We start from the raw sequence: 13,665 nt of genomic DNA on the forward strand, positions 1-13,665 counted from the left end.
GGTGGGGCGAGGCCCGGGTCGGTGGCGGTGGGCCGGGTGATCAGGAGGGAGGGGTCGCTCATGAGTTCGCCGGTGCGGGTGAGCTGGCGGAAGGTGCCGCGCCAGGCGTGGCCGAAGGACAGGGTGTGGTGGGCCAGTTCGGGCCAGGTGCGGTCGCAGCCGGCGTGCAGGACGACGGCGGACGGGGCGTGCCGCAGGCGCGCGGGGCGGCGCGGGGCGCGGCCGAGCAGGCGGTACGTCACGGGCAGGTCCGGGGTGAGGACGACGGTGTCGCAGGGGATGCGTTCGTCGTCGGTGAGGACGGCCGAGACCCGGTCGCCGCTCCGTTCCAGGCCGGTCACCCGCTGCCCGTACCGGAACTCTGCGCCGGCTTCGGCGGCGGCGTCGGCCATCGCCCGGGGCAGGGCGTACATGCCGCCGCGCGGGAAGTACACCCCGGCGATCGTGTCCATGAAGGCGATCACGGCGTAGGCGGCCAGGGCCCGTTCGGGCGGGACGCCGGCGTAGAGGGCCTGGAAGGAGAAGACGCGGCGCAGCCGTTCGTCGCGCAGGTGGCGGGCGATGCGCGCCTCCCAACGTCCGAAGCCGCCGAGGGCGGCGAGCCGCAGCAGGTCGGGGGTGAGGAGCTGGAAGGGCGAGTCGAAGTCGGCGTCGAGGAAACGGCCGCGTTCGGTGCGGTACAGCTCGCCCAGCCAGTGCCGCAGCCGGTGGTAGCGGGCCGCTTCGGCGCCTCCGGCGAACCGTTCGATCTCCGCTTCCATGGCCGCCGCGTCGGTGTGCACGTCCAGGGTGCTGCCGTCGGCGAAGCGCGCCCGGTAGGCGGGGTGGAGCGGGATGAGGTCGACGCGGTCGCGCAGCGAGGTGCCGACGGCGGCGAACGCCTCGTCGGCGATGTCCGGCATGGTGAGCACGGTGGGGCCGGTGTCGATGAGGTAGCCGCCGAGTTCGAGGCGCCCGGCCCGCCCGCCCGGCCGCGGGTCGCGTTCGACGACCGTCACGCGGCGGCCCGCGCCGAGCAGGTGCAGGGTGGCGGAGAGGCCGGCCAGTCCGGCGCCGACGACCACGACGTGGTCGGTGGGTCCCGTTACCGTCCTGGTCACCTGGCCGCCTCCGATCCGGCCGCCGCGGGGGCGGTGGCGAGCGGGGCGTTGTCGGGCCCGGGTCCCGGCCGGGGCGTGCCGGTGATCTCGGCCAGCAGGGCGCGCAGCCGGTGCGCGGCGCCCGGTTCCAGCGTGGCCTCGGCGAGATGGCGCAGGGACTGCCGGGCCAGTCGCCCGATCTTCGTCTCCACCAGGTCGCGGGCGCCGGTGGTCTCGAGCACGTCCCGGACGTCGGCCAGTTCGCGGGGTGTCAGGTCCGCCCGGCCGACCGCGTGTTCGAGCACGCCGAGCGCGGCGCGGTCGCCGGCGGGGGGGGGGGGGGGGGGGGGGGGGGGGGGGGGGGGGGGGGGGGGGGGGNCCCCCCCCGCCCCCCCCCCCCCCCCCCCCCCCCCCCCCCCCCCCCCCCCCCCGCCAGCAGGTAGGTGGGCTTGCCCTCGCGCACGTCGCCGCCGCTCAGCTTGCCGGTGGTGGCGGGGTCGGCGAAGACGTCGTCGAGATCGTCCCTGAGCTGGAAGGCCAGTCCCGCCGAGCGTCCGGCGAGGCACAGGGTCCAGGTGGTGGCGGTGTCGGCGCCGGCGAGCACCGCGCCGAGTTCCAGCGGCCGCTCGACGGTGTAGAGGGCGCTCTTGAGGCAGGCGGCGCGCAGCGCGCGGCCCAGGGTGAGGGCGGAGGTGGCCTGGCCCTGGACGTCGAGGTACTGGCCGGCGACCATCTCGGTGCGCAGGGTGCGCCAGACCTCGTTCAGCCGTCGCGCGGTGTCCCGCGGGAGTGCGGGGTCCAGCATCAGCCGGGCGAGTTCGTCGTCCGCCCAGGCGAGGGCGAGGTCGCCGGCGAGCAGCGCGGCGGACGCGCCGAGCCGGTGGGCGGCGGGTCGTGGTGCCGTGGCGGTGTACTGGGCGGCCACGTCGGCGTGCAGCGCCGGTGCGCCGCGGCGGGTGGGCGCCTGGTCCATCAGGTCGTCGTGCACGAGGGCGCAGGTCTGGATGAGTTCGAGCGCGGCGGCCGTGCGCAGCGCGGCGCGGACCTGGACGGCGTCGTCGCCGCCGCACGCGCGCAGCGACCACCACACGAGCCGGGAGCGGAACCGGCGGCCGCCGCGCCGGGTGAAACGGGCGACGCGCTCGGCGATGTCGTCGGCGAACACCGGGTCGAGCGCGCGGCAGTCGGCGAGGCGGCCGGTGAGCAGGTCCCGCAGCTCCCTGCCGACGGCGGCCGGCACGTCGGCGTCGACGGTGCGCGCGTCGTCGACGCTTCCGGGTTTCCCGGATCCGCCGGGGTCGGCCGGGGCGGGCGGCGTGCGGGGTGCCGCTGCCGTGAGGCGGCCGAGCACCTGGGTGGAACGCATCGTGGATCCTCTCGCCGTCCGGAGAGCCGGGCTGCGCGCCCCGGGCTCACCTGTCGTGTCACGTGTCTCGTCGTCACACATTCCGCGCGGATCACCGCGCCGGATGCGCCATTCGGTGGACATGCCGACGCCGGGGGCGGGCGGTGGCACGACACGCTCCCGGCTGCATCCGCCGGGGTGGTGCGGCGGGAAGACTGGTCGGATCAACGGGCCGGGGAAGGGAGCCGCCGTGGAGGTGGAGTCGGACGTCGCGGTGGTGGGCGCGGGTGCCGCCGGGCTGTCGCTCGCCCTGCGGCTGGCCCGGCCGCCGGCGGGAGCGCGCCCGGTGACGGCCGTGGTGCTGGCGGCACCGCCGGGTCCGTTCCGTGCGGCGCGGCGCACCTGGTGCTACTGGGAGGCGGGGGAAGGGCCGTACGACGGGGCGCTGACGGCGTCCTGGCAGCGGCTGCGGGTGCGTTCCGGCGACGGGCGGCCGGTGACCGCCGCGATCGAGCCGTGGCGTTACAAGATGCTGGGCTCCGACGCGTTCGAGGACCTGGCCGGCCGGGCGTTGCGGGTGAGCCCGTGGGTGACGACGGTCGAGGCGGTCGTCGAGAGCGTGGCGGCCGCGCCGGGCGGTGCCCTGGTGCGGGCCCGCCGGGCCGACGGCGGCGAGGTGACGGTGACCGCCCGCTGGGTGTTCGACTCGCGGCCGCCGGCCCGGCTGCCGCCGGCCCGCACGACGCTGCTGCAGCACTTCCGCGGCTGGTTCGTGCGCACCAGGCGGCCGGTGTTCGACCCCGCGACCGTGGAGTTGATGGACTTCCGTACCCCGCAGCCCGCGCACGGGCTGTCGTTCGGCTACGTCCTGCCGACCGGCCCGCACGAGGCGCTGGTGGAGTACACGGAGTTCTCCCGGCGCGCGCTGGACGCGGCCGCCCACGACCGTGCGCTGCGGGACTACACCGGCCGGGTCCTGCGGATCGGCGACCACGAGGTCACCGCGTGTGAGCAGGGCGTGATCCCGATGACGGACGCGCGGTTCCCCCGGCAGGCCGGCGCGTCCGTGTTCCGGATCGGGGCGGCGGCCGGGGCCACCCGGCCCGCGACGGGCTACACGTTCAGCGCGGTGCAGCGCCAGGCGGGCGCCGTCGCGGCCGCGCTGCACGCCGGGCGCCACCCGCTGCCGCCGCGCCCGCACTCGGCGCGCTCCCGGCTGATGGACGCCGCGCTGCTGCACGCCCTCGACCACGGCCGGGTGGACGGCCCGGCCTTCTTCACCCGTCTGTTCAGCCGGGTGTCCGCGCCTCGCCTGCTGCGTTTCCTGGACGGTCGCACGAGCCTGCCGGAGGACCTGTCCATCGGCCTGCACGTGCCCGTCACCGCGATGCTCGGCTCGGTTCTCGCCCTGCCGTTCGCCCCGCGCCGAAGTGCCCCCACCGTGTGACCCCCCGCCCGCGACGCCCGCTGACCGACGACCCCTTACGGAGATGGCATGCCCGTGCTGCGTGACGCCGACCTGGCCGCCGCGTTCAACCACGCCGCCCGCAGTTACGACACGCTGGTGGCGGCCAATCCCGGCTACCACGCCCAGCTGCGCCGCTCCGCCCGGCGCCTCGGCCTGTCCCGTGGCGGGCCGGCCCCGAGAGTGCTGGACCTCGGGTGCGGTACGGGTGCCTCGACGGCGGCGCTCGCCGACGTGCTGCCCGGCGCGGACATCACCGCCGTCGACGCGTCGGCCGGCATGCTGCGGCGCGCGGCGGGGCGGCCGTGGCCGCGGCCGGTGCGGTTCGTGCACGCACCGGTGGAACACCTGGCCGAGGCGGGGGTACGGGGCCCGTTCGACGCGGTCTTCGCCGCCTACCTGCTGCGCAACACCGCCGACCCGGACGCCGTGCTGGCCTGCGCCTACCGCATGCTCGCCCCGGGCGGCCGGCTGGCGGTGCACGAGTACGCGCTGAGCGGGCGGGCGGCCCACCGCGCGGTGTGGAACGCGGTGTGCGGCGGGCTGGTGCTGCCGGTGGCCACCCTGCTCGGCGACGGTCCGCTCTACCGGCACCTGTGGCGCAGCGTCGTCACCTTCGACACGGCGGAGCAGCTGGCCCACCGGGTGCGGCGGGCCGGTTTCGAGCGGGTGCGGGTGCTGCCGCTGCCGGGCTGGCAGACCGGCATCACCCACACCGTGGTCGCCCGCCGCCCGTCGGCCGGCCCGGACGGGGCGGGACGATGACCGGCCCGCACCGCGCCGCCGGGCGAGGCACCCGGACGTCCCCGCCCGGCAAGGACCGGCTGGCGAGGCTGCTGCCCGCACCGCCCGGCGCCGAACGGGCCGAGGGGTCCGGCGCACCGCGCGCGGCGGTGGTCGGCGGGGGCATCGCGGGCCTGACGGCGGCCACCGCCCTGGCCGAGCGCGGCGTACGGGTCACCCTGTACGAGCGGGACGCGCAGCTGGGCGGGCGGCTGGCCGGGTGGCGGACACGGCTGTCGGACGGTTCGTCGGCCACGATGAGCCGCGGTTTCCACGCCTTCTTCCGGCAGTACTACAACCTGCGCTCCCTGCTGCGCCGCACCGACCCTGCCCTGGCCCGCCTGACCCCGCTGCCCGACTACCCGCTGCGGCACGGCAGCGGCCGCCAGGACAGCTTCCGCCATGTGCCGCGCACACCCCCGTGGAGCGCGCTCGGGTTCGTGGCGCTGAGCGAGTCGTTCTCGGTGCGCGACCTGCCCCGGATCCGGCCGCGCGCGGCCCTGCCGCTGCTCGACGTGCGGGTCCCGGACGTGTACGAGCGGCTCGACCACGTCAGCGCGTACGACCTGCTGGACGCGATCCGGTTCCCCGCGGCGGCCCGGCACCTGGCGTTCGAGGTGTTCTCCCGCAGCTTCTTCGCCGATCCGCGCGGGCTGTCGGCCGCGGAGATGGCGCTGATGTTCCACGTCTACTTCCTCGGTTCGTCCGAGGGCCTGCTGTTCGACGTGCCCCGGGAGCCGTTCCCGCAGGCCCTGTGGGACCCGCTGGCCGCGCGTCTCGACCGGCTCGGCGCCCGGGTGCGCACGGGCACGGCGGTGGACGGTGTCTCCTTGACGCCCGCGGGGGGTTTCGACGTGACCGCCGCGAGCGGTGCCGAGCCGTACGACGCGGTGGTGCTCGCCCTCGACCCGGCGGGGCTGCGCTCGCTGGTGGCCCGTTCGGCCGGGCTCGGGGACCCGGAATGGCGCGAGCGGGTGGCGCGGCTGCGCAACGCGCCGCCCTTCCTGGTCTCCCGCCTGTGGCTGGACCGGCCGGTACGCGCCGACCGGCCCGGGTTCCTGGGCACCAGCGGCTACGGCGCCCTGGACAACGCGAGCGTGCTCAGCGGCTGGGAGGGCGAGGCCGCCCGCTGGGCCGCCCGCTCCGGCGGCTCGGTGCTCGAACTGCACGCGTACGCCCTGCCGGAGGAGGCGGACCGGGACACCGTGGGCAAGGAACTGCTCGGCGAGCTGCACCGGCTGTATCCGGAGACCCGGCAGGCCCGGGTGGTCGACTCCCGCCACGAGTGGCGTGCCGACTGCCCGCTGTTCCCGGTCGGCGGCCATGCCGACCGGCCGACGGTGGGCACGTCCACGCCCGGCCTGGTCGTCGCCGGCGACACGGTCCGCACCGGGCTGCCGGTGGCGCTGATGGAACGGGCGGCCACCAGCGGCTTCATGGCCGCCAACACACTGCTCGGCCGGTGGGGACTGCTCGGCCACGACCTGTGGACGGTGCCCGGGCGGGGCCGCTCCGCGGGCCTGCGGTGGGCGGCGGAGCGGTTCGGTGCGGCGTATGGGCACGGCGGTCGGGGGAACTCGGGCCGGGGAGGGGCACAGGCGACAGGGCCGTAGGCGCTACAGGCGGGCTCGTCCCGTCGGGCAGGGACTCTCATGACAGCCTTCGACGACGCGGTCGGAATCCACTTCGTCGGCAACGCGACGGTGCTGTTGCGCTACGGCGGGCTGACGCTGCTGACCGACCCCAACTTCCTCCACCGCGGCGAGCGTGCGCACCTGGGGTACGGGCTGGTCAGCCGGCGGCTCACCGAGCCGGCCCTGGACGTGGCGGACCTGCCGCGCCTGGACGGCGTCGTCCTGTCCCATCTGCACGGTGATCACTGGGATCGACGGGCCAGGACCGGCCTGGCACGCTCGGTGCCCGTCGTCACGACACCGCACGCCGCGCGCCGCCTGCGCACCCTGCAGGGGTTCGGCCGGGCCGGCGGGCTGCGCACCTGGGAGAGCTGCACCCTGCGGCACGGCGACGCGGAGGTGCGGATCACCGCCCTGCCCGGACGGCACGCGCTGCGGCCGGTGCTGCGCGGGCTGCTGCCCCCCGTCATGGGCAGCATGCTGGAGTTCGGCCCCGCGGGCGGCCCGGTGCGGGTCCGGATGTACGTCTCGGGCGACACCCTCCTGTACGACGGTCTGGACGAGATCGCGCGGCGCTTCCCGGACGCCGACCTGGCCGTACTCCACCTGGGCGGCACGCGGCTGCCCGGCGGCTTCGTGGTCACCATGGACGGCCTTCAGGGAGCCGAGCTCGCCCGTCGCCTCGACTACCGTCACGTCCTGCCGGTGCACTACGACGACTACACCGTCTTCCGCTCCCCGCTGCAGGAGTTCGTGACCGCGGCGGGCGGACTGGGACTGGGTGAGCGGCTCGTGCACTGCCCTCGTGGCGCCCACGCCGAGGTGCTCCCGGGCGCCGACCGGCCCACCGTCCGCTGAGGACGCCGGCCCCGCCCTCGGCTCACGCCGCTCACTCGCGCACGGCTCCATTTCTATCTCCAACCTGCGTTGTCACTAGAATGGGCGGGTGGAGGACATCGACGCGATCGCCGCCCTGCAGGACCCGGTGCGGCGCCGTTTGTACGAGTACGTGGTGGCTCGGGGCCGCGAGGTCGGCCGCAACGAGGCCGCCGAGGCGACCGGGGTGGCGCGCACGCTGGCCGCGCACCACCTGGACCGGCTGACCGAGGCGGGGCTGCTGGAGAGCGGCAGCCGCCGCCTGACGGGCCGTTCGGGCCCGGGGGCCGGCCGGCCCGCCAAGGTGTACACGCGGGCGCGGGCCGAGCGGGCCGTGTCGTTGCCCGCGCGCGACTACCGCACCGCGGCCGAACTCCTCGCCGAGGCCGCCGAGCAGGCCGGCCTCGATGCCGAACTCACCGCGGCCGCGCGCCGCCGGGGCGAGGCGCTGCGCGGCACGTCAGCGCCCTGCGACGGCCTCGAACAGGCCATGGAGACGCTGGCGGCCCGCGGCTACGAACCGCACCTGGAGACCGACGAGGGGACCCCGGATGCCGATGCCGCAGGGGGCGCGGCCGGGGCGGGCGCGCCCGTCGTCCGGATGCGCAACTGCCCCTTCCACGCGGTCGCCGAGCGCTTCCCGCCGCTCGTCTGCGGCATGAACCTCGCACTGCTGGAGGGGCTGCTCGGGGGGGGGGGGGGGGGGGGGGGGGGGGGGGGCGCCCGGCCCGGGGGTGCGGGTGGGGTGGTGGGGGTNTGGGGGTGGTTGCTGGGTGGGGGGGGGGGGGGGCGCCCCCCCGCCCCCCCCCCCCCCCCCCCCCGCATGGACGCCCGGCCGGGGGAATGCTGTGTGGTGGTCGAACTTTCTAAAAACAAATCTCGTTGACATAGAAATCGGCGTCGTGCTGGGATGAGGCCATGACCGCACCCACACGCGCCCTCCACCTCGCCCAGCTCAACGTCGCCGCCCTCAGCCACCCCCTCGACGACCCGCGCACCGCTCCGTTCGTCGAACTCCTCGACCCGGTCAACGCCGCCGCGGACGCCGCGCCAGGCTTCGTGTGGCGGCTCGTGGAGGAAGGGGCGGCCGACGCCACCGCCCTGCGCCCGATGGGCGAGAACGTCATCGTCAACCTGTCGGTGTGGGAGACCCAGGACGCCCTGTGGGAGTTCACCTACCGCAGCGGGCACCTGGAGGTGATGCGGCGGCGCCGTGAGTGGTTCGAGCGGCACGTCGAGGCGCACATGGTGCTGTGGTGGGTCCCGGCCGGCCATCTCCCCACGGTCGGCGAGGCGTTGGAGCGCCTGGCGGACCTCAGGGCGCACGGGCCGTCCCCGCGTGCCTTCACCTTCGCCTCCGCCCACACCGCGGCCGAGGTCGCCCACCACCCCCAGGCCACTCACGAGGTCCCGTCGCCCGCTCCCCCGCCCGCGGACCACACCTGGACCGTGCCGTCGGCGACCTCGATCGCCAGTGTCGACCCGGTGGTGTCGTAGGACAGGCCAGGACCACTTTCACAACAGGCCCTACAGGCGGACGACGACCAGGGCGATGTCGTCCGGCCCGCCGTCGGCCACGCCCAGGCGGGCGAGCAGGGTGTCGGCCAGGTGACCGGGGTCGAGCCCGGCATGCCGGGCGAGGGCGTCGGTGAGGCGTCCGAGCCCCGCGTCGATGTCCTCGTCCCGGCGTTCCACGAGACCGTCGGTGTAGAGGACCAGCGTGTCCCCGGGGGCGTACGGCACCGTGGCCTGCGGGCGCGGCGCCTGGTCGAAGGGGACGCCGAGCGGCGGGTCGGTGGCCTGGTCGAGCAGCACGACGGTGCCGTCGCCACGGGCCAGGGCGGGCGGCGGGTGGCCGGCGCTGGTGTAGGTGACGTGCCGTGAGCGGGTGTCGATGACGGCCTTGACCGCGGTCGTGGCCAGCGCTCCCTCACAGGTGCGGGCGTACCGGCTCAGCACGTCCATCGCCGCACCGGGTTCGCGGCTGGCGCGTACGGCGGCGGAGAGCGTGCTGCGGAGCATGCCCATGACCGCGGCGGCCTCCAGGCCGTGGCCGACCACGTCGCCGACCGCGACGGTGAAACTCTCCTCGGAGAGGTCCACGACGTCGTACCAGTCACCGCAGACGTTGAGCGACCGGGCGGCCGGCATGTACCGGACGGCGATGTCGCTGTGCCCGTCCAGGTCCGGCGTGTGCAGCATGGCCTCCTGGAGGGTGAGGGCGGTCCGGCGCTCCCGGTCGCGGGACTCGCGCAACTCCTCGTTCAGGCGCTGGAGTTCCTGCGCCCGGGCGTACAGCTCGGCCTCCATCGCGGCCTGCTGCCCGCCCGGACCCTCCGGTCCCACCCGCTGCGGACGGGTCCGCACGAACTCCGTCATGTCCTCGACCCGGTGGATGATCCACTCCACGTCGCCGCGCGGACCGAGGACGGGTGTGTTGATCGGGGACCACCACTTCTCCCGGAAGACCCCCGGACGCCCGGTGACGGGGACGTCGTACTTCTGCACCGCCATGGTGTCCGGCTCCTTCGAACACAGCACCCGCCGCAGGGAGGCACGCAGGTTCCGCTCCCCGTCGGCGTCCGGGTCCGCCGGATTGTCGGGGTGGACCTTGAACAGGTACCGGCCGATCAGTTCCTCCCGGGTCCGGCCCGTCGCCCGGAGATAGGCCTCGTTGACTTCGACGATCATCAGATCGGGGTCCAGCACCAGGTAGGGGCTGGGCGTCACGGCGAACAGCGCTCGGTAGTCGATCCCCGCTGCGGTCACTCGCACCATTCGGCCCTCCGGCCCCCGAAGGCGACTTCACCCCGCGCCTCAACTATGCGTCCGCGCGAGCGGTCGAGCCCGCCGACGCGCAGTGCCCGGAATCGGGCTCGCGTCGAGTCCGGCCGTGATCCCGGTCGGGCGCGTCAGTCCAGGACGCCGAGCGCGGTGTCCGGGCGGCAGTGCGGGCAGGCCGGCACCTGTTGCCGCAGCGCCTCCACCGCCTGCTCCCGGGTGACCGGCCGGCACCGTCCGCTCTTCTTGGCCACCCAACAGTCACCGACGTGCACGGCGTCCACGTTGGTCCGGTTCAGACCGCGCTGGATGAGCCAGTCCGCCGCCTGCTCCCTGCGCGCCTCCGCGGTACGGCGCCCCGCCTCCCGCCCCTCCTCGTCCGCGATCCACCGGTCGATGAGGGCCAGTTGCCGGGTGGCCTGCTGCTCGACGACACGCCGGGCGAAGCGCAGCATGTCGAGGCGGGACAGCGGACGGGAATCGTTCACATGTTCGATCATAGGAGATACGGCGCCCTCGTACACCAGGAGGGGTCCCGCGGGCACGAGGACCGCGGGACCCCCGGCCTGCGGGACTCCCCTGCCGTCACCTGCTCGGCGGGACCCCTGTCGCGTCCTCGGCGGGGGCGGCCGTGAGGGGTTCCTGGGGCGGCTCCTCGGGCCTGGGCCGGGCGAGGCGGCTGGGCCACCAGACCGCCGGTCCGATGTCGCGGGCCAGCGCGGGCACCAGCAGCGACCGTACGACGATGGTGTCGAGCAGTACGCCGAACGCGACGATGAAGGCGATCTGCGCCAGGAAGGCGAGCGGGATGACGGTGAGCGCCGCGAAGGTGGCGGCCAGCACGACGCCGGCGGAGGTGATGACGCCGCCGGTGGTGACCAGCCCGCGCAGGATGCCCTGCCGCGCGCCGACGCGGACCGTCTCCTCGCGCACCCGGGACATGAGGAAGATGTTGTAGTCGACTCCCAGCGCGACGAGGAACACGAACCCGTACAGCGGGACCGAGGCGTCCGTACCCGAGAAGCCGAAGCCGTGCCGAAAGACCAGGCCCGCGATGCCCAGCGTCGCCAGGTAGTTCAGCGCGACCGTCGCCACCAGCAGGACGGGCAGCAGCAGGGAGCGCAGCAGCACGACCAGGATGGCCAGAATGACGGCGAGGACCACGGGGATGATGACGGCCCGGTCGTGCTCGGCGGTGCGCTGGGTGTCGTACTGCTGGGCGGTGTAGCCGCCCACCAGCGCGTGCGGGTCGACCCCGGGGAGCCGGTCGCGCAGTCGCTGCACCGTCCCCTTGGCCGCGTCACTGTCCGGCGCGTCGGCCAGGGTCGCGTCGACGCGTACCCGGCCGTCCACCACGAGCGGTGCGCCGCCCGGCCGGCCCGACGCGCTGACCGCCTGCGCGCCCGCCACTCCGGTGGTCGCGCCGGCGGTCCGGGTCACCCGGTCCAGCCGGTCCGCGTCCGCGATGATCACGACCGGCTGCCCGGAGCCGCCGGGAAAGTGCTTGCCGAGGGTCTGCTGCGCCGCGACGGACGGCGCGTCGTTGATGAACAGTTCGTCCAGCGGCACGCCCTTCGACTGGAGCAGCGGGCTGAACGCGGCGCCCGCCACCAGGAGCGCGAGCGTCGCCAGCCAGAGCTGCCGGGGGCGGGTGTCGACCAGGTGGGCGACGCGTCGCCAGATGCCGTGACCGCCCGTCTCGGCGTCGGTGGACCGCGGCTTGGCCGGCCAGAAGGCCGCCCTGCCCAGCAGCGCCAGCACGGCCGGCAGGAAGGTGAGCGTCGTGACCAGGGCGCAGACGATGCCGATGGCCCCGACGGGCCCCAGCGCGCGGTTGTTGGTGAGGTCGCCGACCAGCAGGGCGAGCAGGCCGAGCGCGACGGTCGCGGCGCTGGCCGTGATCGCGCCGAGGGAGCCGCGCAGCGCCTTCCAGGCGGCTTGGGCCTTGTCGTCGCCGTGGGCGAGTTCCTCGCGGAAGCGTGCCGTCAGCAGCAGGGCGTAGTCGGTGGCCGCGCCGATCACCAGGATCGACAGGATGCCCTGGACCTGCCCGTCCACCCGTACGACGTCGTGGTCTGCCAGCAGGTAGACGAGGGCGCTGGCCACCCCGAGCGCGAACACGGCGCTGATGATGATGGTGAACGGCAGCACCACGCTGCGGTAGACCGCCAGCAGGATGACCAGGACGGCGGCCAGCGCGACGCCGAGCAGGATGCCGTCGATGCCGGAGAAGGCGTCGGCGAGGTCGCCCTGGGTGGCCGCGGGCCCCGCGATCTGGACGCGTGCGCCGCCCACCTGCCGGGCGGCGTTCCGCACGTCGTCCAGTACGTCGGGGAGCCGTTTGCCCAGATCGACCCGGAGCGGTACCACCCCCTCCAGGGCGCGGTCGTCTCGTGAGCGGAGCGCGGGCGACGGCGCGCCCTCGACCCCTTCCGACCTGGTGAGCGACTTCAGCGCCCGGGTCGCCGCGGCCTGCTGTGCCGCGGTGACGCCGCTTTTCCCGTCGGCGGTCCACACGACGATGGCCGGCAGGCTCTCCCGCTGGTCGAACGCCTTCTGGCGGTCGATGACCTCGGTGGACTCCGCGTTCCTCGGCAGGAAGGCGGCTTGGTCGTTCGTGGACACCTCCCCGAGCTTGCCCGCGTAGGAGCCGAAGGCTCCCCCGAGGCCCAGCCAGACGATCACGAGGACGACGGGGACCAGCCATCGGACCGGTCGGCGCGTTGTGTGCATGTGGTCTCCAACGTGCGCGGGCGGGCGAGCGAACACGACGGACGTGACGGACGCCCCTTTAACTCAAGCATGAAGTATCTCAACGATTGAGAGATCTTATCCTTGAGACATGCCGTACGACAGCACGGAGAGCCTCGAGGGCTCCGCGAGTGACCTTCAGGCCTACGCCGTTCTGCTGCGCGCGCTCAACGGCGAGTTCAACCGCATCGCGCATGCGTTTGCCCAGGCGCACGACCTGCATGCCACCGACGTCCACGCCCTCGCCGCCATTCTGGACGCCTCGGCCACCGACGGCGAGCCCATGACACCCTCGCGCCTGCGCGAACGGCTCAATCTGACCTCGGGCGCGGTCACGGCGTGCCTGGACCGGCTGGAGCGCGCGGGGCACATCAGCCGCAGCCGGGACAGCGCGGACCGCAGAGTCGTCCACCTGCACTACAACCCCCCGGCCCGCACGCTCGCCCGGCGCTACTTCAGCCCCCTGGCCCGCAGCACCGAGGCGGCCATGGCGCACTTCAGCCCGGAGCAACTGACGACGATCGCGGAGTTCCTGCGACTGCTCAACCGCGAATTGTCACAGGAGCGCTGACGGGTGTCCCGCCGCGGCGGGTTCCGCTGCGGCGGGCTTCGGCCGGAGTCCACTTCGGGGGCCCACTGCGGCGGGCGTCGGCCGGAGTCCACTTCGGGGGGCGTCCGCTGCTTTGAGCTACGGCCGGAGTCCACCTCGGCGGAGCTTCCGTCGGCATCCGCTGCGGCGGGCTTCGACTGGCTTCCGGGGCGGCGGGCATCGATCAGCATCCGTGACGGCTGCCATCGCCGACATCCGAAACGCCGCGCTTCCCTCGCGCGGGCAACGGCGCGCGCTGCGGAGCCATCCCGTCCTGGGCGCCCTCGCAGGCGCCCGACCCGGCGCCGTGGACCCGGCGCCCTCGGCCTGGCACCCGCCACGGCGCGGGCCCCCCCCCCCCC

The 13,665-nt window shown here is 75.0% G+C and carries 12 protein-coding genes and 1 pseudogene; 7 read left to right on the forward strand and 6 right to left on the reverse strand.

Translation table 11 applies throughout. The annotated features are described in order from the left end of the window. From crtI to V7E45_RS37875, 3 genes are all read right to left on the reverse strand, one after another. The coding region (gene crtI, locus V7E45_RS37865) for a phytoene desaturase family protein (RefSeq protein WP_333778811.1) at window positions 1-1,100 on the reverse strand (1,100 nt) is incomplete at its 3' end. Next, window positions 1,097-1,384 carry a hypothetical protein gene (locus V7E45_RS37870; RefSeq protein WP_333778812.1) on the reverse strand — a complete coding sequence of 96 codons (288 nt, stop codon included), beginning with the start codon at window positions 1,382-1,384 and terminating at the stop codon, window positions 1,097-1,099. The genes crtI and V7E45_RS37870, both read right to left, overlap by 4 nt. Then, window positions 1,351-2,568 carry a polyprenyl synthetase family protein gene (locus V7E45_RS37875; protein ID WP_443056346.1) on the reverse strand — a complete coding sequence of 406 codons (1,218 nt, stop codon included), beginning with the start codon at window positions 2,566-2,568 and terminating at the stop codon, window positions 1,351-1,353. The genes V7E45_RS37870 and V7E45_RS37875 overlap by 34 nt, the downstream gene beginning before the upstream one ends. 106 nt (window positions 2,569-2,674) lie before the next feature. On the opposite strand from V7E45_RS37875, the gene V7E45_RS37880 reads away from it, so the two are divergent. From V7E45_RS37880 to V7E45_RS37905, 6 genes and pseudogenes are all read left to right on the forward strand, one after another. Continuing rightward, the gene (locus V7E45_RS37880) at window positions 2,675-3,871 is read left to right on the forward strand and encodes a lycopene cyclase family protein (protein WP_333778814.1); all 1,197 of its coding nucleotides are present in this window, start codon (window positions 2,675-2,677) and stop codon (window positions 3,869-3,871) included. 48 nt (window positions 3,872-3,919) lie between these two features. Beyond that, entirely contained in the window at window positions 3,920-4,654 is a 735-nt protein-coding gene (locus V7E45_RS37885) for a class I SAM-dependent methyltransferase (RefSeq protein ID WP_333778815.1), read from the forward strand. Further along, the gene (locus tag V7E45_RS37890; protein ID WP_333778816.1) at window positions 4,651-6,285 is read left to right on the forward strand and encodes an FAD-dependent oxidoreductase; all 1,635 of its coding nucleotides are present in this window, start codon (window positions 4,651-4,653) and stop codon (window positions 6,283-6,285) included. Before V7E45_RS37885 ends, V7E45_RS37890 begins: the two co-directional genes overlap by 4 nt. A gap of 39 nt (window positions 6,286-6,324) precedes the next feature. Beyond that, window positions 6,325-7,164, forward strand: a complete 840-nt coding sequence (locus tag V7E45_RS37895) for an MBL fold metallo-hydrolase (protein ID WP_333778817.1) — start codon at window positions 6,325-6,327, stop codon at window positions 7,162-7,164. 88 nt (window positions 7,165-7,252) lie between these two features. Continuing rightward, window positions 7,253-7,882, forward strand: a pseudogene (locus V7E45_RS37900) (helix-turn-helix transcriptional regulator); the annotation flags it as partial. A gap of 218 nt (window positions 7,883-8,100) precedes the next feature. After that, window positions 8,101-8,679: a DUF3291 domain-containing protein gene (locus V7E45_RS37905; RefSeq protein ID WP_333778819.1), complete on the forward strand. Its 579-nt coding sequence runs from the start codon at window positions 8,101-8,103 to the stop codon at window positions 8,677-8,679. A gap of 30 nt (window positions 8,680-8,709) precedes the next feature. On the opposite strand, the gene V7E45_RS37910 is transcribed toward V7E45_RS37905, so the two are convergent. From V7E45_RS37910 to V7E45_RS37920, 3 genes are all read right to left on the reverse strand, one after another. Continuing rightward, entirely contained in the window at window positions 8,710-9,960 is a 1,251-nt protein-coding gene (locus V7E45_RS37910) for a PP2C family protein-serine/threonine phosphatase (RefSeq protein ID WP_443056345.1), read from the reverse strand. A 134-nt stretch (window positions 9,961-10,094) separates the two neighbouring features. Continuing rightward, entirely contained in the window at window positions 10,095-10,451 is a 357-nt protein-coding gene (locus tag V7E45_RS37915; RefSeq protein ID WP_333778821.1) for a DUF6233 domain-containing protein, read from the reverse strand. 97 nt (window positions 10,452-10,548) lie between these two features. Beyond that, window positions 10,549-12,696 carry an MMPL family transporter gene (locus V7E45_RS37920; protein WP_333778823.1) on the reverse strand — a complete coding sequence of 716 codons (2,148 nt, stop codon included), beginning with the start codon at window positions 12,694-12,696 and terminating at the stop codon, window positions 10,549-10,551. 109 nt (window positions 12,697-12,805) lie between these two features. On the opposite strand from V7E45_RS37920, the gene V7E45_RS37925 reads away from it, so the two are divergent. Next, window positions 12,806-13,285 (forward strand): MarR family winged helix-turn-helix transcriptional regulator, encoded by a 480-nt coding sequence (locus tag V7E45_RS37925; protein ID WP_333778824.1) that lies wholly within the window; start codon window positions 12,806-12,808, stop codon window positions 13,283-13,285. Window positions 13,286-13,665 lie beyond the last annotated feature (380 nt).

The sequence above is a fragment of the Streptomyces sp. IBSBF 3136 genome, assembly GCF_036815105.1.
Taxonomy (GTDB): domain Bacteria; phylum Actinomycetota; class Actinomycetes; order Streptomycetales; family Streptomycetaceae; genus Streptomyces.